General features: G+C 66.9%; 15 protein-coding genes. 13 read left to right on the forward strand and 2 right to left on the reverse strand.

The genetic code is table 11. The features are described from left to right. Positions 1 to 94: 94 nt before the first annotated feature. The 10 genes from fimV (at position 95) to ACI766_RS09355 (ending at position 11,890) form a co-directional block, all read left to right on the forward strand. Positions 95 to 2,854, forward strand: a complete 2,760-nt coding sequence (gene fimV / locus ACI766_RS09310) for a motility hub landmark protein FimV (RefSeq protein WP_003122265.1) — start codon at positions 95 to 97, stop codon at positions 2,852 to 2,854. 21 nt (positions 2,855 to 2,875) lie between these two features. Continuing rightward, the gene (gene truA / locus ACI766_RS09315; protein WP_003091390.1) at positions 2,876 to 3,733 is read left to right on the forward strand and encodes a tRNA pseudouridine(38-40) synthase TruA; all 858 of its coding nucleotides are present in this window, start codon (positions 2,876 to 2,878) and stop codon (positions 3,731 to 3,733) included. A gap of 89 nt (positions 3,734 to 3,822) precedes the next feature. Next, entirely contained in the window at positions 3,823 to 4,458 is a 636-nt protein-coding gene (locus tag ACI766_RS09320) for a phosphoribosylanthranilate isomerase (protein WP_003104200.1), read from the forward strand. A gap of 268 nt (positions 4,459 to 4,726) precedes the next feature. Beyond that, entirely contained in the window at positions 4,727 to 5,599 is an 873-nt protein-coding gene (gene accD / locus ACI766_RS09325; RefSeq protein ID WP_003104199.1) for an acetyl-CoA carboxylase, carboxyltransferase subunit beta, read from the forward strand. Further along, positions 5,596 to 6,885 (forward strand): bifunctional tetrahydrofolate synthase/dihydrofolate synthase, encoded by a 1,290-nt coding sequence (folC, locus tag ACI766_RS09330; RefSeq protein ID WP_003115014.1) that lies wholly within the window; start codon positions 5,596 to 5,598, stop codon positions 6,883 to 6,885. Before accD ends, folC begins: the two co-directional genes overlap by 4 nt. A 3-nt stretch (positions 6,886 to 6,888) precedes the next feature. Then, positions 6,889 to 7,554 carry an SPOR domain-containing protein gene (locus tag ACI766_RS09335; protein ID WP_016253172.1) on the forward strand — a complete coding sequence of 222 codons (666 nt, stop codon included), beginning with the start codon at positions 6,889 to 6,891 and terminating at the stop codon, positions 7,552 to 7,554. 73 nt (positions 7,555 to 7,627) lie between these two features. Next, positions 7,628 to 8,170 carry a CvpA family protein gene (locus ACI766_RS09340; RefSeq protein ID WP_003113932.1) on the forward strand — a complete coding sequence of 181 codons (543 nt, stop codon included), beginning with the start codon at positions 7,628 to 7,630 and terminating at the stop codon, positions 8,168 to 8,170. Positions 8,171 to 8,392: 222 nt separating this feature from the next. Next, positions 8,393 to 9,898, forward strand: a complete 1,506-nt coding sequence (purF, locus tag ACI766_RS09345) for an amidophosphoribosyltransferase (RefSeq protein ID WP_031689664.1) — start codon at positions 8,393 to 8,395, stop codon at positions 9,896 to 9,898. Positions 9,899 to 9,914: 16 nt separating this feature from the next. Continuing rightward, positions 9,915 to 11,126, forward strand: coding sequence for an O-succinylhomoserine sulfhydrylase (locus ACI766_RS09350; protein WP_003113933.1), 1,212 nt, complete (start codon positions 9,915 to 9,917; stop codon positions 11,124 to 11,126). Then, entirely contained in the window at positions 11,123 to 11,890 is a 768-nt protein-coding gene (locus ACI766_RS09355; protein WP_003103539.1) for an SDR family oxidoreductase, read from the forward strand. The genes ACI766_RS09350 and ACI766_RS09355 overlap by 4 nt, the downstream gene beginning before the upstream one ends. 86 nt (positions 11,891 to 11,976) lie before the next feature. Here ACI766_RS09355 and xcpQ read toward each other — a convergent pair whose 3' ends face one another. Further along, positions 11,977 to 13,953: a GspD family T2SS secretin variant XcpQ gene (xcpQ, locus tag ACI766_RS09360; RefSeq protein WP_003103536.1), complete on the reverse strand. Its 1,977-nt coding sequence runs from the start codon at positions 13,951 to 13,953 to the stop codon at positions 11,977 to 11,979. Between the two features lie 4 nt (positions 13,954 to 13,957). Further along, complete coding sequence (gene xcpP / locus ACI766_RS09365) at positions 13,958 to 14,665, reverse strand: type II secretion system protein N (RefSeq protein ID WP_003119750.1); 708 nt, start codon at positions 14,663 to 14,665, stop codon at positions 13,958 to 13,960. A gap of 219 nt (positions 14,666 to 14,884) precedes the next feature. On the opposite strand from xcpP, the gene xcpR reads away from it, so the two are divergent. The 3 genes from xcpR to xcpT are packed head-to-tail and all read left to right on the forward strand — an operon-like array spanning position 14,885 to position 18,061. Next, on the forward strand, positions 14,885 to 16,393 hold the full coding sequence (gene xcpR / locus ACI766_RS09370) for a GspE family T2SS ATPase variant XcpR (protein ID WP_003158838.1): 1,509 nt from the start codon (positions 14,885 to 14,887) through the stop codon (positions 16,391 to 16,393). Then, positions 16,393 to 17,610, forward strand: coding sequence for a GspF family T2SS innner membrane protein variant XcpS (gene xcpS / locus ACI766_RS09375; RefSeq protein ID WP_010793224.1), 1,218 nt, complete (start codon positions 16,393 to 16,395; stop codon positions 17,608 to 17,610). Before xcpR ends, xcpS begins: the two co-directional genes overlap by 1 nt. 4 nt (positions 17,611 to 17,614) lie before the next feature. Continuing rightward, positions 17,615 to 18,061 carry a GspG family T2SS major pseudopilin variant XcpT gene (gene xcpT / locus ACI766_RS09380; protein ID WP_003119751.1) on the forward strand — a complete coding sequence of 149 codons (447 nt, stop codon included), beginning with the start codon at positions 17,615 to 17,617 and terminating at the stop codon, positions 18,059 to 18,061. Positions 18,062 to 18,063: the final 2 nt, after the last annotated feature.

Here is an 18,063-nt window from a genome sequence, read left to right on the forward strand (position 1 = left end):
GTCCGTCCATGCATGGCTGGGCGAGCGGACAGCAAGCACCGACGCACTCCCTCTCGTGAAACGAGAAAAGATATTAAAACCAAGGGATTACACTATGGTTCGGCTTCGTACACTGGTTCGGGCAATCGCGGCGGCCTCGGTCCTGACTTCCGGCATGGCGCATGGATTGGGACTGGGGGAAATCACCCTGAAGTCGGCGTTGAACCAACCGTTGGATGCCGAGATCGAGCTGCTCGAAGTTCGTGACCTGGGTTCGGGCGAGGTGATCCCGAGCCTGGCGTCGCCGGAAGAGTTCAGCAAGGCGGGCGTCGATCGCCTGTACTACCTCACCGACCTGAAGTTCACGCCGGTGGTGAAGCCCAACGGCAAGAGCGTCATTCGCGTGACCTCGTCGAAGCCGGTGCAGGAGCCCTACCTGAACTTCCTGGTCCAGGTGCTCTGGCCGAACGGCCGCCTGCTGCGCGAGTACACCGTCCTGCTGGATCCGCCGCTGTACTCCCCGCAGGCCGCGGCAAGCGCTCCGCAAGCGCCGGTCAGCGCGCCGCGCGCGACCGGCGCCCCGCGAGCCCCGCAGGCTCCGGCTCCGGTGCGTACCACCGCGCCGGCAGGCAGCGACACCTATCGCACCGTTTCCAACGACACGCTCTGGGAGATCGCCCAGCGCAACCGTACCGATCGCGTTTCCGTACCCCAGGCGATGCTCGCGTTCCAGGAACTGAATCCGGGCGCCTTCGTCGATGGCAACATCAACCGGCTGAAGAGCGGCCAGGTCCTGCGCATTCCCACCGAACAGCAGATGCTGGAGCGCTCGCCGCGCGAGGCGCTGTCCCAGGTGCAGGCGCAGAACCAGAGCTGGCGCGGCAGCCGCAATCCGGCCGCGGGCAGCGCTGGCGCCAGGCAGTTGGATGCGACCCAGCGCAATGCCGCCGGGTCGGCGCCATCCAAGGTCGACGCCACGGACAACCTGCGCCTGGTGTCTGGCGAGGGCAAGGCCAGCAAGGGTGCCGACAAGGGCGGGAAGGGCGACAGCAAGGCGCTCGCCGATACCCTGGCGGTGACCAAGGAAAGCCTCGATAGCACTCGCCGCGAGAACGAAGAACTGCAGAGCCGCATGCAGGATCTGCAGAGCCAGCTGGACAAGCTGCAGAAGTTGATCCAGTTGAAGGACGCCCAGTTGGCCAAGCTGCAAGGGCAGTTGGGCGCCGAAGGCCAGGGCGCAGCCCAGCCGAACGCAGCCCTGCCGGATGCGTCCCAGCCCAATGCAGCAGCGCAGGCGCCGGCTCAGCCCGGGACTCCCGCTGCGGCAGCGCCGACTCCTGCTCCAGCCGGAGAAGCACCCGCCGCTCCGGCGCAGCCTCCGGTGGCGCCGCCGCCCGCGCCAGCTGCCGAGAAGCCTCCGGCACCTGCCGTTCCGGCGCCCGCTCCGGTACAGGCGGCAGAGCAGCCGGCACCGAGCTTCCTCGACGAACTGCTGGCCAACCCGCTGTGGTTGGCGGTGATCGGCGGTAGCGCACTGCTGGCGTTGCTGGTGCTGCTGATGATCCTGTCGCGGCGCAATGCGCAGAAAGAGAAGGAAGAAGCCCAGGCTTTCGCCGCGGATACCGGCGAGGAACAGGAGGATGCGCTGGACCTGGGAAAGGACGGCTTCGACGACCTGACCCTCGACGAGCCTGAGCCGCAGGTCGCAGCCGTCGCTCCGCAGGTCGAGAAGACCACCGCGCAGACTTCCGATGCGCTGGGCGAGGCCGACATCTATATCGCCTACGGGCGTTTCAACCAGGCCGCCGAACTGTTGCAGAACGCCATCTACGACGAGCCGCAGCGCACCGACCTGCGCCTCAAGCTGATGGAAGTCTATGCCGAGATGGGCGATCGCGAAGGTTTCGCTCGCCAGGAAAACGAGCTGCGCGAAATCGGCGGCGCACAGCCGCAGGTCGAGCAGCTCAAGTCGCGCTATCCGGCAATGGTCGCGGTCGCCGCGGTTGCCGGCCTGGCCGGCGCCAAGCTGGCGCAGGACGAGCTGGATAGCTTCAGCCTCGACGATCTGTCGCTCGACGACAGCGGTCACGCGGCCAAGCCGGATGCGGCAGGACAGGATCTCGACGACGCCTTCGACCTGAGCCTGGACGACCTGGGCGGCGACGACGTGCAGGCCGACCTCAAGTCCGACAGCGGGGCGCTGGACGACCTGACCCTGGACAGCGATCTGGACCTGGCGGCCTCGACCGCGGCGGACAAGCCTGTCGACGATCTCGACTTCGGCCTGGATTTCGCGGAGTTGGCAGAGACTCCGAGCCAACCCAAGCATGACGACCTGGGCGATTTCTCCCTGGATCTCGATGCGCCGGAAGACAAGCTTTCGGACGACGACTTCCTGCTTTCGCTGAACGACGAAGTGCCCGCCGCGGCGCCCGCCGACAACGAATTCACCCTCGATACCGAGGCTGCCGAAGAGCCGGCGTTGTCCCTGCCGGACGACTTCGACCTGTCGCTGGCCGACGAGCCGACGGAGCCGGCCGCTCCGGAGAAGGGCGAGGACAGTTTCGCCGCCCAGTTGGACGAGGTGAGTGCGCAGTTGGACGAGTTGGCCAGCAACCTTGACGAGCCGAAGAGCGCGACGCCGAGTTTCTCCGCCGAGGATGCAGCGGTCGCCTCCGCCCTGGACGGAGACGCCGACGATGACTTCGACTTCCTCTCCGGTGCCGACGAAGCGGCGACCAAGCTGGATCTGGCTCGCGCCTACATCGACATGGGCGATAGCGAAGGCGCGCGCGATATCCTCGACGAAGTCCTGGCCGAAGGTAACGACAGCCAGCAGGCGGAAGCCCGCGAGTTGCTGGAGCGCCTGGCCTGATCCGGAAATGAAGCGACCCTCATGAACGATGTTGTTCCGCCAGCGGCAGCCGAATCGGCTGCCGCTGGCGTTTCCAGAATCGCCCTCGGCATCGAGTACAAGGGCTCCCGCTATCGTGGCTGGCAGCGCCAGGAAGCCGGCGTGCCTTCCGTGCAGGAAGCGCTGGAGCGCGCCTTGTCGAAGGTTGCCGCCGAGCCGGTCGGGGTGATCTGCGCCGGCCGTACCGACGCTGCCGTTCATGCCAGCGGCCAGGTGGTGCATTTCGACACCGCGGTGGAGCGCCCGTTGAAAGCATGGGTGATGGGCACCAACGCCAACCTGCCCGCGGATATCAGTGTGACCTGGGCGAGGGTGATGCCGGCGCATTTCCACGCGCGCTTCTCGGCCATGGCCCGGCGCTATCGCTACGCCATCTACAACGATCCGATCCGCCCGGCGCACCTGGCCGAGGAGGTCACCTGGAACCATCGGCCGCTGGATATCGGGCGGATGCGCGAGGCGGCCCAGGTACTGGTCGGCACCCATGACTTCACCTCGTTCCGGGCGGTGCAGTGCCAGGCCAAGTCGCCGGTCAAGACCATGCATCACGTGCGCTTGCTGGAGCATGGTCGGTTGATCGTGCTGGACATCCGCGGTAACGCTTTCCTTCACCATATGGTGCGCAACATCGCTGGCGTCCTGATGACCATCGGTGCCGGCGAGCGGCCGATCGAATGGGCGAAGGAGGTGCTCGAGGCGCGCGACCGGCGCGCCGGTGGGGTCACCGCTCACCCCTACGGACTCTATCTGGTGCGGGTGGAGTACCCCGGGGAGTTCGAGTTGCCCGAGCGCTACCTGGGGCCGCATTTCCTTTCCGGATTGCCCGATATCGTCGGCTGACGTCGAATCGGGCTTTTGCTACCATCGAGAATTCCCGCCGGACCGGCCGTCCGGCGGTTCGTCGCTCACTCGCCGAGGATTCTCCGTCGTTGCCAGCCGTTCGCATCAAGATCTGCGGTATCACCCGAGTCGAGGACGCCCTGGCCGCCGCCGCGGCGGGCGCCGATGCCATCGGCCTGGTGTTCTATGCGAAGAGCCCGCGGGCGGTGGATATCCATCGGGCGCGGGAGATCGTTCGTGCCCTGCCGCCGTTCGTGACCAGCGTCGGCCTGTTCGTCAACGCCAGCCGCTGCGAACTGGGCGAGATTCTCGATGCGGTGCCGCTGGACCTGCTGCAATTCCATGGCGACGAACGCGCCGAGGACTGCGAGGGACATCGGCGACCCTACCTGAAAGCCCTGCGGATGAAGCCCGGCGACGACATCGTCGGGCGCGCGGCGGCATATCCGGGAGCTGCCGGGATTCTCCTGGATACCTATGTGGAAGGCGTGCCCGGCGGCACGGGGGCGGCGTTCGACTGGTCGCTGGTGCCGACCGACCTGGGCAAACCCCTGGTGCTGGCCGGCGGTCTGACGCCGGATAACGTCGGCAGGGCAGTCGAGCAGGTCAAGCCCTACGCGGTGGACGTCAGCGGTGGCGTCGAGGCGAGCAAGGGAATCAAGGATGCGGCGAGGGTCCGTGCGTTCGTGGACGCGGTGCGTTCGCGGCGCCGCGACGAGACATGATGTGACGACGGGCGGCCCGCCGCCGTCCACTAGCGTGTCGCCGTTTCCGCGACAACGCCCGGCCGCCGATAGGGAGGCCAGATATTTCGCGATAGCCGCTCGCCGGGTATCGCCCAGGTGACCGCGCAGGCGGGGGATGGGACAGGCCGCGAAACGCTTCGCAGCCGTGGGGCCCACCGCTGCCGGCGGTCACGAAGATGAATTTGCTCAGGGACGCCGTCACCGGATCGGTGCGGCCATCCCGACCTTGCACTGGAGAACAAAGAGCATGAGCAACTGGCTGGTAGACAAGCTGATCCCTTCCATCATGCGTTCCGAGTCCCAGAAGAGTTCGGTACCGGAAGGCCTGTGGCACAAATGCCCGTCCTGCGAAGCCGTGCTGTACCGTCCGGAGCTGGAAAAGACCCTGGATGTCTGCCCGAAGTGCGATCACCACATGCGCATCAACGCGCGTACCCGCCTGGATATCTTCCTCGATGAGGACGGTCGCGAGGAGCTGGGCGCCGACCTCGAGCCGGTGGACCGCCTGAAATTCCGCGACAGCAAGAAGTACAAGGATCGCCTCGCCGCGGCACAGAAGGACACCGGCGAGAAGGACGCGCTGATCGCCATGAGCGGCAAGCTGCAGGGCATGCCGGTGGTCGCCTGCGCCTTCGAGTTCTCCTTCATGGGCGGTTCGATGGGCGCCATCGTCGGCGAGCGCTTCGTTCGCGCAGCCAACGTCGCCCTTGAGAAGCGCTGCCCGCTGATCTGCTTCTCCGCCTCCGGCGGCGCGCGCATGCAGGAAGCGCTGATCTCGCTGATGCAGATGGCCAAGACCTCGGCGGTTCTGGCGCGCCTGCGCGAAGAAGGCATCCCGTTCGTCTCGGTATTGACCGACCCGGTCTACGGCGGCGTTTCCGCCAGCCTGGCGATGCTCGGCGACGTGATCGTCGGCGAACCCAAGGCGCTGATCGGCTTCGCCGGTCCTCGCGTGATCGAGCAGACCGTCCGCGAGAAGCTTCCGGAAGGCTTCCAGCGTAGCGAGTTCCTCCTTGAGCATGGCGCCATCGACATGATCGTGCATCGTGCCGAGTTGCGGCCGCGCCTGGCCAATCTGCTGTCGGCCTTCACTCATTCGCCGAGCCCCGTATCCGCATGACCCAGCGTTCCCTGGCCGATTGGCTGAGCTATCTCGAACAACTCCATCCGACGGCCATCGACATGGGCCTGGAGCGTTCCCGCGAGGTAGCGCGCCGGCTCGGCCTGGGAAGGCCGGCGAAACGCGTGGTCACCGTTACCGGGACCAACGGCAAGGGCTCCACCTGCGCCCTGCTCGCCGAACTGCTGCGTGAGCAGGGGTTGTCGGTCGGGGTCTACAGCTCGCCGCACCTGCTGCGCTACAACGAGCGGGTGCGGATCGACGGCATCGAGGCCGGCGATGCGCAACTGTGCGACGCCTTCTCCGCGGTGGAGGCCGCACGTGGCGAGATTTCCCTGACCTATTTCGAAATGGGCACGCTGGCCGCCTTCTGGCTGTTCGAGCGCGCCGGGCTGGACTTCGCGGTGCTGGAAGTCGGCCTTGGCGGGCGCCTGGATGCGGTCAACCTGATCGACGCCGACCTGGCGCTGATCACCAGCATCGGCCTGGACCATGCGGACTGGCTGGGCGATACCCGCGAAAGCGTGGCTTTCGAGAAAGCCGGTATCCTGCGCGCCGGCAAACCGGCCCTGTGCGGCGATCTCGATCCCCCGCAGCCATTGCTGGAGCAGGTGGCTGCGCTGGGGGCACCGCTTTACCTGCGCGGTCGCGACTACGACCTGGCGCTCGCCGATCATGGCTGGCACTGGCGCGGGCTGGCCGCGGACGGCCAGGCGCTGGCGCTGCACGATCTGCCGTTGCTCGGGTTGCCCATGGAAAACGCCGCGCTGGCCCTGCAGGCCTACGCGTTGCTCGAGTTGCCCTGGCAGGCGGAGCGCCTGGCCGAGGCGCTGCGGCGGACCCGGGTGACCGGTCGCCTCGATCGCCGCGACCTGTCCTGGAACGGCCAGCCACGCCAGCTCCTGCTGGACGTCGGGCACAATCCCCAGGCCGCCCAGTACCTGGCGCAACGCCTGCGTGCCGCAGCGCCACGAGGACGCTACCTGGCGGTCTTTGGCCTGCTGGCGGACAAAGACCTGGATGGCGTACTGGAACCCTTGACCGGCTTGGTGCAGGATTGGGCCGTTGCACCGTTGCCGACTCCGCGTTCGCGGCCGGCCGCGGAGCTGGAGGCGGCGCTGATCCTGCGCCAGGTTCCGGCGAGCAGTCATGCGGATATCGCCGCCGCCCTGGACGCGCAGTGCGCCAAGGCTACCGCGGATGATGTCATTCTGCTGTTCGGATCGTTCTATAGCGTGGCCGAAGGCCTGGAATGGCTGGCCCGTAGAACGGATAAGGGGGAGTAAATCATGGCCTTGCTGGAAAGAGGGCTGAAGCAGCGCATCGTCGGGGCGTTGGTGCTGATCGCCCTGGCGGTGATCTTCCTGCCGATGCTGTTCACCCGCGAAGACGAGTCGCGCCAGGTCGTGGTGGAAGCGCCGCCGCGCCCGCAATCGCCGGCCATGCCCAGTGTCGAGGTGCAGCCGACCGAGGTGCCGGAACTGCAGCCCGGCGAGGAAGGCATCGCTCCCGAGATCGTCGAGGAAGGCTCCCCGGCCGCCGCCGGCCAGCCCAGCCAGCCGATCGGCGGCCTGCCGGCGACCCCGCCGGCCACCCAGCCGCCCGCCCAGGCCCAGGCCCAGGCGCCGGCCGCCAGCCTGCCGCCAAGCCAGCCGCAACCGCCCGCTGCGCCGCCGAGCCCGCCGCCCGCGGAGAAGCGCCTGGACGCCAACAACCTGCCGCAGAGCTGGTCGGTACAGCTTGCCAGCCTGTCCAACCGGGCGCGCGCCGAGGAATTGCAGAAGACCCTGCGCTCCCAGGGCTACAACGCCTACATCCGCAGCTTCGACGGGATGAACCGGGTCTTCGTCGGGCCGGTGATCCAGCGCGCCGAGGCGGATCGCCTGCGCGACCAGTTGAGCAAGCAGCAGAAGCTCAACGGCTTCGTCGTGCGCTTCCAGCCGGAACGCGGTTGACCGCGACCCGCGGCTTACCGTCGCGGGCGCGCTCTGCTAAAATGCAGCGCCTTTTCTGCTTGTGGGCTGCATAGTGGCATTTACCTGGGTCGATTGGACGATGGTCGCCATCATCGTCGTTTCCAGCCTGATCAGTCTGAGTCGCGGCTTCGTCAAGGAAGCCTTGTCCCTGCTTACCTGGATAGTCGCCGGCGCGGTGGCCTGGATGTTCGGCGGGGCGCTGGCGCAGCACCTGGGCGAGTACATCCAGACCCCCTCGGCCCGCATCATCGCAGCCTGCGCGCTGCTGTTCATCGCGACCCTGCTGCTCGGGGCGCTGGTCAACTACCTCATCGGCGAACTGATCCGGGTCACCGGCCTCTCCGGCACCGACCGCTTCCTCGGCATGGTCTTCGGCGGTGCGCGCGGCGTACTGCTGGTCGTGCTGCTGGTCGGCCTGCTCAGCCTGGCCCCGGTACAGCAGGACCCTTGGTGGCAGCAGTCGGTGCTGATGCCGCATTTCCTGATGGTTGCCGACTGGTCGAAGAACTTCATTCTCGGTTTCGCCGGCCAGTGGTTGCCGGCCGCGCCGATAACGCCGCCGAGCGGCATCGGCGGGCTGCTTCCCAGCCAGTGATTTTGGCGGGACACTGGCCGAGGCCGGGTCCCGCGGTTTTCCAGGGCGGCGCGTCGATGGCGCGGCGCCGGCGGCACAGGACGTGCCGCGAGCCAGTCGGCGGCGAAGGTCGCCGATTCGCGGGAGCCAGCGGCCCACGAGGCCCTGGTCAGCTCGATGGTCCGGGACGGACCGATCGCGCTTCCCATCTTTCCAGCTTGAGCCAAGTAGGGGTTGCGTCACATGTGTGGCATCGTCGGTATCGTGGGCAAGTCGAACGTCAATCAGGCGCTGTATGACGCGCTCACCGTCCTCCAACATCGCGGCCAGGACGCTGCCGGTATCGTCACCTGCCATGACGATAAGCTGTACCTGCGCAAGGACAACGGCCTGGTCCGCGACGTCTTCCAGCAGCGCCACATGCAGCGCCTGATCGGCAGCGTCGGCATCGGCCATGTGCGTTACCCGACCGCCGGCAGCTCCAGCTCGGCGGAGGCGCAGCCGTTCTACGTCAACTCGCCCTACGGCATCACCCTGGCGCACAACGGCAACCTGACCAATGTCGAGCAGTTGGCCAAGGAAATCTACGAATCCGACCTGCGCCACGTGAACACCAACTCCGATTCGGAAGTGCTGCTCAACGTGTTCGCCCACGAGCTGGCGGTGCGCAACAAGCTGCAGCCCACCGAGGAGGACATCTTCGCCGCGGTTTCCTGCGTGCACGACCGTTGCGTCGGCGGCTACGCGGTGGTGGCGATGATCACCGGCCACGGCATCGTCGGTTTCCGCGACCCCAATGCGATCCGTCCGATCGTCTTCGGCCAGCGGCATACCGAGAATGGCGTCGAATACATGATCGCCTCCGAGAGCGTGGCCCTGGACGTACTCGGCTTCACCCTGATCCGCGACCTGGCGCCGGGCGAGGCGGTGTACATCACCGAGGAAGGCAAGCTCTATACCCGCCAGTGCGCCAAGGCGCCGAAGTACGCGCCGTGCATCTTCGAGCACGTCTACCTGGCGCGTCCGGATTCGATCATGGACGGCATCTCGGTGTACAAGGCGCGCCTGCGCATGGGCGAGAAGCTTGCCGACAAGATCCTCCGCGAGCGTCCCGACCACGACATCGACGTGGTCATCCCGATCCCGGACACCAGCCGCACCGCGGCGCTGGAACTGGCCAACCGGCTCGGCGTGAAGTTCCGCGAGGGCTTCGTCAAGAACCGCTACATCGGCCGCACCTTCATCATGCCCGGCCAGGCGGCGCGGAAGAAATCCGTGCGGCAGAAGCTCAACGCCATCGAGCTGGAGTTCCGCGGCAAGAACGTGATGCTGGTGGATGACTCCATCGTCCGCGGCACCACCTGCAAGCAGATCATCCAGATGGCCCGCGAGGCCGGGGCGAAGAACGTCTACTTCTGCTCCGCCGCGCCGGCCGTGCGCTACCCCAACGTCTACGGCATCGACATGCCGAGTGCGCACGAGCTGATCGCGCACAATCGCAGCACCGAGGACGTCAGCAAGCTGATCGGCGCCGACTGGCTGGTCTACCAGGACCTGCCCGACCTGATCGACGCGGTCGGCGGCGGCAAGATCAAGATCGATCACTTCGACTGCGCCGTGTTCGACGGCGAGTACGTGACCGGCGACGTCAACGAGGCCTACCTGAGCCGGATCGAACAGGCGCGCAACGATGCGACCAAGGCCAAGAGCCAGGCGGTCAGCGCGATCATCGATCTGTACAACGACTGACAAAGGGGAGAGCGGCATGACTCAGGACTGGGATGCCGGGCGTCTCGACAGCGACCTGGAAGGCGCGGCCTTCGACACCCTGGCGGTTCGCGCCGGGCAACGGCGGACGCCGGAGGGCGAGCACGGCGAGGCGCTGTTCACCACTTCCAGCTACGTCTTCCGCACCGCCGCCGACGCGGCCGCGCGGTTCGCCGGCGAAGTGCCGGGCAACGTCTATTCGCGCTACACCAACCCCACGGTACGCACCTTCGAGGAGCGCATCGCCGCCCTCGAAGGAGCCGAGCAGGCGGTGGCCACGGCGTCGGGCATGTCGGCGATCCTCGCCCTGGTGATGAGCCTGTGCAGCTCCGGCGACCACGTGCTGGTCTCGCGCAGCGTGTTCGGCTCGACCATCAGCCTGTTCGACAAGTACTTCAAGCGCTTCGGTATCCAGGTCGACTATCCGCCGTTGAGCGATCTCGCGGCCTGGGAGGCGGCGTGCAAGCCGAATACCAAGCTGTTCTTCGTCGAGTCGCCATCCAACCCGCTGGCCGAGCTGGTGGATATCGCCGCGCTGGCCGAGATCGCCCACGCCAAGGGTGCGCTGCTGGCGGTGGACAACTGCTTCTGCACGCCGGCCCTGCAACAGCCGCTGAAGCTCGGTGCGGACGTGGTGATCCACTCCGCGACCAAGTACATCGACGGCCAGGGCCGGGGCATGGGCGGGGTGGTCGCCGGTCGCGGCGAGCAGATGAAGGAAGTGGTCGGCTTCCTCCGCACCGCCGGACCGACCCTCAGCCCGTTCAACGCCTGGCTGTTCCTCAAGGGCCTGGAAACCCTGCGTATCCGCATGCAGGCGCACAGCGCCAGTGCCCTGGCCCTGGCCGAATGGCTGGAGCGCCAGCCGGGCATCGAGCGGGTCTACTACGCGGGCCTGCCGAGCCATCCTCAGCATGAGTTGGCCCGGCGCCAGCAGAGCGGCTTCGGCGCGGTCGTCAGCTTCGACGTGAAGGGCGGGCGCGATGCCGCCTGGCGCTTCATCGACGCTACCCGGATGGTCTCGATCACCACCAACCTGGGCGACACCAAGACCACCATCGCCCACCCGGCGACCACCTCCCACGGTCGACTGTCCCCCGAGGACCGCGCGCGCGCCGGGATCGGCGACAGCCTGATCCGGGTCGCGGTCGGCCTGGAAGACCTCGACGACCTCAAGGCCGACATGGCTCGGGGGCTGGCTGCGCTGTGATCGAACCCAACCTGCGAGGCAACGGCAAGGTCGCCCTGGTCACCGGGGCGGCCCGGGGCATTGGCCTGGGCATCAGTGCCTGGCTGATCGCCGAGGGCTGGCAGGTAGTGCTTGCCGACAACGACCGTGAACGCGGGGCCAGGGTGGCCGAGGCGCTGGGCGAGCACGCCTGGTTCGTGGCCATGGACGTGGCCCAGGAGGGCCAGGTGGCGATGAGCGTGGCCGAGGTGCTCGGTCAGTTCGGCCGCCTCGACGGCCTGGTCTGCAACGCCGCCATCGCCAATCCGCGCAATACGCCGCTGGAGGCGCTGAGTCTCGGCGAGTGGACCCGGACCCTGGCGGTCAACCTGACCGGTCCGATGCTGCTGGCCAAGTACTGCACGCCTTATCTGCGCGCGCACAATGGCGCCATCGTCAACATCGCCTCGACTCGTGCCCACCAGTCGGAGCCTGACTCCGAGGCCTACGCCGCGAGCAAGGGCGGGTTGCTGGCGCTGACCCATGCCCTGGCCGCCAGCCTGGGCCCGGATATCCGTGTCAATGCGCTCAGCCCCGGCTGGATCGATACCCGCGAGGCCGCCGAGCGCGAGGCTGCGCCGCTGACCGAGCTGGACCACGACCAGCACCTGGTCGGCCGGGTCGGAACGGTGGAGGATGTCGCGTCGCTGGTGGCTTGGCTGCTCTCCGAGGACGCCGGTTTCGTCACCGGCCAGGAATTCCTGGTCGATGGCGGCATGACCCGGAAAATGATCTACCTCGACTGAGTTGGTGGGGAGATGCGGAAAAGGCGCTGTTCCGAAAGGAGCAGCGCCTTTTTTTCGTATGAGGCCGCCTTGCCGGTATGGCGCCGTTATTCCGTCTTCAGTTCGCGCAGATCGACGGCCTGTCCATCGAACAACTGGTTGGCGTTGGTCGGCAGGATGCTGGGTCGTCCCTCCGGGCCGCGAGTGCCGTCGATGACCCGGATGTCGCTGTATTTCTTGCCCGAGAGCGCGGCGAGACCGGCGCTGTCGCGGACCACCGTAGGACGCAGGAAGACCATCAGGTTGCGCTTGGTGTGGGTGTCCTTGGTGGAACGGAACAGGCGACCGAGCAATGGGATGTCCCCGAGCAGGGGAACCTTCGACTCGGCTTGGGAAACGTCGTCCTGGATCAGGCCGCCGATCACGATCACTTGGCCGTTCTCGGCGAGGATGGTGCTCTTGATCGAGCGCTTGCTGGTGATCAGATCGGTATTGTTGCGCTGCTGGGCGTTGGGCAGCAGGGCCGAGATCTCCTGCTCGATCTCCAGGCGCAGGGCCGCGCCGTCGTTGATGTGCGGAGTGACCTTGAGGCTGACGCCGATATCCTTGCGCTCCACGGTGGTGAACGGGTTGCTCGAACCTTCGCTGTTGGTGGTGTAGGAGCCGGTCTGGAACGGTACGTTCTGGCCGACCAGAATCTCCGCTTTCTGGTTGTCCAGGGTCAACAGGCTCGGGGTCGACAGCAGGTTGCTCTTGGTGTTGGCCGAGAGCGCGGTGACCAGCGCGCCGAAGCTGCTGCTGCCGATGCCGACGATAGCGCCGTCGGGGATGGATTCCGGTGCCTTGTTGCTCTCGAGCGATTGCAGCAGGGTGCCGATGGACAGTCCGGTATTGGCGAAGTTGGTCTTGGTTCCGCCCATGCCGCCCTTGTTGATCGCCCATTGCACGCCGACGGCATCCTGGATGTCGCCGGAGATCTCGACGATGGCCGCTTCCACCAATACCTGGGCACGCGGCACGTCGAGCTGGCGAACGATGTCTTCGAGAGCGTTGACCGTGTCCGGGTCGGCCAGCAGGACCAGGGCGTTGGTGCTTTCGTCGGCACGGATGAGGATGTTGCTCGGTCGGCCGCCGCCGGTCTGTTCGCCGCCCTGGCCGCCATTGTTCTTCATTCCTTCGGAAATCTGGCCGAGGGTTTCCGCGAGGGTCTTGGCGTCGTTGTGGCGCAGGCGGATCACCCGGGTGTTGGCTGAGCGCGCGGTCGGGGTGTCCAGCGATTGCGCCAGTTGCACCAGCTTGGCGCGCGCCTGCGGCGGGCCGAGGATGATCAGGCGGTTGGTGCGCGCGTCGGCGATCACCTGGGCGCCCGCCGCGCCCTTGGCCTGGCCGCGGCTCATGGCGTTGTTGAGCACCTCGGCGGCGTCCATCACCCAGCCGTAGCGCAGGTTGATCACGCTGTAGTCGTGGCTGCCCTTCTGGTCGAGCTGGCGGATCACGTCTTCGATTCGCGCGATATTGGCGCTGCGGTCGCTGATGATCAGCGCGTTGGCCGAGGGCACCGCGGCGAGGTGGCCATATTGTGGGACCAGCGGACGGATCAGCGGGATGAGTTCCGATACCGGGCTCTGCTGCACCTGGATCACCCGCGTCTCCAGGCGATCCGGCGCGCTCTGGCCGCCGCCGGCCTCGGTCTTGGCCTCGGCGTTGGGCACGATGCGCGCCTGGTCGCCCTGGGCAACCACGGTGAAGCCGTGGGTGCTCATCACCGAGAGGAACAACTGGTAGACCTCGCTCAACGAGAGCTGGGCCTTGGAGACCACGCTGACCTGGCCCTTGACCCGCGGGTCGACGACGAAGGTCTCGCCGGTGATTTCGGAAATCTGGTCGATGAATTCGCGGATGTCGGCATCCTTGAGGTTGATCGTCCAGTGCGCCTCCTGCTGGTTGCCGGCTGGGACGAAGGCGTTCCCGCCGCTGTTTTCGGCGTGCGCCGCCTGGATGCCGAGGGCCAGGCTGAGAAGGACGGCGGGAACGTACGAACGACTGGAAGGGGCAAACAGGGCGCGGAGCAAAGGCTGGGACATCGGGTCAGTCGCTTTCCGTAGGCGTGGTCGTGGGCTCGCTCGAGTCTTCTTCGGCGGGTTCTGCGATGGGCGTGGCTTCCATCTGCTGGCGCAAGGCGTCCAGGCGCTCGCGCAATGCTGCAGCGTTCTCATCCTGCAGGCTTTGCAGTTGTTCGATCGAGTCGTTCTCGCTTGTAATGTCGTCCGCGCTGGCCAGCAGTCCCCCGGAACGGTGCGGGAAGGGCAGGCTTTCCAGGCGCCCGCCGCGCTGCAGTTCGACGCGGTCGCGGTAGACCGCGTGCAGCTTCACGCCGTCGCTGATCTCGCCGCCGACCGCGTAGCGGTGCGGCTTGTCGCCCTGGCGCTGGATGATCGCGCTGGACAGCTTGGGATCGCTCTGGACGAAGCTGCCCTTGAGCACCAGGTCGAGGTTGGTGGCCGGTGGCGGGGCGTTGGGGTCCTGGGCGCTGGTGCCGAAGAGGCGCGCCAGGCGGGTCGGATCGCTGCGGATCGACTCGTGGCTGACCGGCGAGGCGGCGACGGCTACCGGGCTGCGTTGCAGGCGCAACCAGCCGGCCGCCTGCCAGGCGAGGCTGATGCTCATGGCGATGATCAGGGCAACAGCCAGAAGGGCCGGGGCGTACCGCTGCAGCCAGCGGGAAGAGGCGCCGGAGAAAGGCAATACATCACTCCTGGTCTTTATCGTTATGTCTGAAGATCGCCGAGGGATCATAGCAGTTCGTTGCCAGTAGGCTACCTACTTCTATCAATAGGTGTGACTGGCCGGGCCAGGCACGCTTGTGCTTAAGATAACGGCTCGCCAGGATACTTCTGCAAGAGGAACTCGGGATCGGCCGCACAAAACGACTAACAACTAACAATACTGACGGTAACCGTTCAGTGGTCATATACGACCAAGATACTTCTGTAAGGTTACCGCTATAAGGCATCCATGATGACAGCCCCATTACCCGACATCGCCGCGCCGGCCGCACCGCCACGGCGTCTGCCGTTCAGCTTCGCCAAGCGCCAGGGCCTGTTGTTCCTGTGCCTGGAGGAGCAGTACTGGCTGGCCTGCCGGCCGCAGGTGGAGCTGGCGGCGATCGCCGAGGCGCAGCGCTTCGCCGGCCGCCGCCTGCCGCTCAGGGCGCTCGGCGAGGACGCCTTCAACCAGGCCCTGGCGGCCTCCTACCAGCACGACTCCTCGGCGGCCATGCAGCTCGCCGAGGACCTCGGCGGCAGCCTGGACCTCGCCGCGCTGGCCGACCAGGTCCCGGAAACCGAGGACCTGATGGAGCAGGAGGACGACGCGCCGATCATTCGCCTGATCAACGCGATCCTCGGCGAGGCGATCCGCGAGAACGCCTCGGACATCCACCTGGAAACCTTCGAGAAGCGCCTGGTGGTGCGCTTCCGCGTCGACGGCGTGCTGCGCGAGGTGCTGGAGCCCAAGCGCGAGCTGGCGGCCCTGCTGGTATCGCGGATCAAGGTCATGGCGCGGCTGGACATCGCCGAGAAGCGTATTCCCCAGGATGGGCGGATTTCCCTGCGGGTCGGCGGGCGCGAGGTGGACATCCGCGTCTCGACCCTGCCCTCGGCCAACGGTGAACGGGTGGTGCTGCGTCTGCTCGACAAGCAGGCCGGGCGCCTGAACCTGCAACACTTGGGCATGAGCGAGCGCGACCGCAAGCTGATGGACGAAACGGTGCGCAAGCCGCACGGCATCCTGCTGGTCACCGGCCCCACCGGCTCGGGCAAGACCACCACCCTGTACGCCAGCCTGACCACGCTCAACGACCGCACGCGGAACATCCTCACCGTCGAGGATCCGATCGAATACCACCTGGAGGGCATCGGCCAGACCCAGGTCAACGCCAAGGTCGACATGACCTTCGCCCGCGGCCTGCGGGCGATCCTCCGGCAAGACCCGGACGTGGTGATGGTCGGCGAGATCCGCGACCGGGAGACCGCCGAGATCGCGGTGCAGGCTTCGCTGACCGGCCACCTGGTGCTCTCGACCCTGCACACCAACAGCGCCATCGGTGCGATCACCCGCCTGGTGGACATGGGCATCGAGCCGTTCCTGCTGTCCTCCTCCATGCTTGGCGTGCTGGCCCAGCGCCTGGTGCGGGTGCTCTGCCCGGCGTGCAAGGAGCCCTACCGCGCCGACGAGGCCGAGTGCGCGCTGCTCGGCGTCGATCCCGCCGCGCCGCCGACCCTGCATCGCGCCCGCGGCTGCGGCGAGTGCCACCAGCATGGCTATCGCGGGCGTACCGGTATCTATGAGCTGGTGGTGTTCGACGACCACATGCGCTCGCTGATCCACAACGAATCCTCCGAGCAGGAAATGACCCGGCATGCACGCACCAGCGGACCGAGCATCCGCGACGACGGTCGGCGCAAGGTGCTGGAAGGCGTCACCACGGTCGAGGAAGTCCTGCGCGTGACCCGGGAAGAATAATGGCCGCCTTCGAATACCTCGCCCTCGACCCCAGCGGTCGCCAGCAGAAGGGCGTGCTGGAGGCGGACAGCGCGCGCCAGGTCCGCCAGTTGCTGCGCGAGCGCCAATTGGCGCCGCTCGACGTGAAGCCCACCCGTACCCGCGAGCAGAGCGGGCAGGGCGGGCGCCTGACGTTCGCCCGCGGACTGTCCGCGCGCGACCTGGCATTGGTGACCCGGCAACTGGCGACCCTGGTCCAGGCCGCGTTGCCGATCGAGGAGGCGCTGCGCGCCGCCGCGGCGCAGTCCACCTCGCAGCGCATCCAGTCGATGCTTCTCGCGGTGCGCGCCAAGGTCCTCGAAGGCCATAGCCTGGCCGGCAGCCTGCGCGAGTTTCCCACCGCCTTTCCCGAGCTGTACCGGGCGACTGTGGCTGCCGGCGAGCATGCCGGGCACCTCGGCCCGGTGCTGGAGCAACTTGCCGACTACACCGAGCAGCGCCAGCAGTCGCGGCAGAAGATCCAGCTGGCGCTGCTCTATCCGGTGATCCTGATGGGCGCTTCGCTGGCCATCGTCGGCTTCCTGCTGGGCTACGTGGTGCCCGACGTGGTCCGGGTGTTCATCGACAGCGGGCAGACCCTGCCGCTGTTGACCCGCGTGCTGATCGGCGTCAGCGACTGGGTCAAGGCCTGGGGCGCGCTGGCCTTCGTCGCGGCGATCGGCGGGGTGATCGGCTTCCGCTACGCGCTGCGCAAGGATGCCTTTCGCGAGCGCTGGCATGGCTTCCTGCTGCGCGTGCCGCTGGTCGGTCGGCTGGTGCGTTCCACCGACACCGCGCGCTTCGCCTCGACCCTGGCGATCCTCACCCGCAGCGGCGTGCCGCTGGTGGAGGCGCTGGCGATCGCCGCCGAGGTGATCGCCAACCGGATCATCCGCAACGAAGTGGTCAAGGCCGCGCAGAAGGTCCGCGAGGGCGCCAGCCTGACCCGCTCGCTGGAAGCCACCGGGCAGTTTCCGCCGATGATGCTGCACATGATCGCCAGCGGCGAGCGCTCCGGCGAGCTGGACCAGATGCTGGCGCGCACCGCGCGCAACCAGGAGAACGACCTGGCGGCGCAGATCGGCCTGATGGTCGGCCTGTTCGAACCGTTCATGCTGATATTCATGGGCGCGGTGGTGCTGGTCATCGTCCTGGCCATTCTTCTTCCGATCCTTTCTCTCAACCAACTCGTGGGGTAATCGCGTGAATCAGAGCCGCCCATTGCAGCGTCGCCAACAGTCGGGCTTCACCCTGATCGAAATCATGGTCGTGGTGGTCATCCTCGGCATCCTCGCCGCCCTGGTGGTGCCGCAGGTGATGAGCCGTCCCGACCAGGCCAAGGTCACCGTGGCCAAGGGCGACATCAAGGCCATCGCTGCCGCGCTGGACATGTACAAGCTGGACAACTTCGCCTATCCGAGCACCCAGCAGGGCCTCGAGGCGCTGGTGAAGAAGCCCACCGGCAATCCGCAGCCGAAGAACTGGAACAAGGACGGCTACCTGAAGAAGCTGCCGGTCGATCCGTGGGGCAATCCCTACCAGTACCTGGCGCCGGGCACCAAGGGCCCGTTCGACCTGTATTCGCTGGGCGCCGACGGCAAGGAAGGCGGCAGCGACAACGACGCCGACATCGGCAACTGGGACAACTGACC

The organism is Pseudomonas sp. DL (assembly GCF_047199225.1).
Taxonomy (GTDB): domain Bacteria; phylum Pseudomonadota; class Gammaproteobacteria; order Pseudomonadales; family Pseudomonadaceae; genus Pseudomonas; species Pseudomonas aeruginosa.

Coding starts and splice junctions, on each gene's coding strand:
- fimV (WP_003122265.1), top strand. CDS start 95: ATGGTTCGGCTTCGTACACTGGTTCGGGCAATCGCGGCGGCCTCGGTC.
- truA (WP_003091390.1), top strand. CDS start 2,876: ATGAACGATGTTGTTCCGCCAGCGGCAGCCGAATCGGCTGCCGCTGGC.
- accD (WP_003104199.1), top strand. CDS start 4,727: ATGAGCAACTGGCTGGTAGACAAGCTGATCCCTTCCATCATGCGTTCC.
- folC (WP_003115014.1), top strand. CDS start 5,596: ATGACCCAGCGTTCCCTGGCCGATTGGCTGAGCTATCTCGAACAACTC.
- ACI766_RS09335 (WP_016253172.1), top strand. CDS start 6,889: ATGGCCTTGCTGGAAAGAGGGCTGAAGCAGCGCATCGTCGGGGCGTTG.
- purF (WP_031689664.1), top strand. CDS start 8,393: ATGTGTGGCATCGTCGGTATCGTGGGCAAGTCGAACGTCAATCAGGCG.
- ACI766_RS09350 (WP_003113933.1), top strand. CDS start 9,915: ATGACTCAGGACTGGGATGCCGGGCGTCTCGACAGCGACCTGGAAGGC.
- xcpQ (WP_003103536.1), bottom strand. CDS start 13,953: ATGTCCCAGCCTTTGCTCCGCGCCCTGTTTGCCCCTTCCAGTCGTTCG.
- xcpP (WP_003119750.1), bottom strand. CDS start 14,665: ATGATCCCTCGGCGATCTTCAGACATAACGATAAAGACCAGGAGTGAT.
- xcpR (WP_003158838.1), top strand. CDS start 14,885: ATGATGACAGCCCCATTACCCGACATCGCCGCGCCGGCCGCACCGCCA.
- xcpS (WP_010793224.1), top strand. CDS start 16,393: ATGGCCGCCTTCGAATACCTCGCCCTCGACCCCAGCGGTCGCCAGCAG.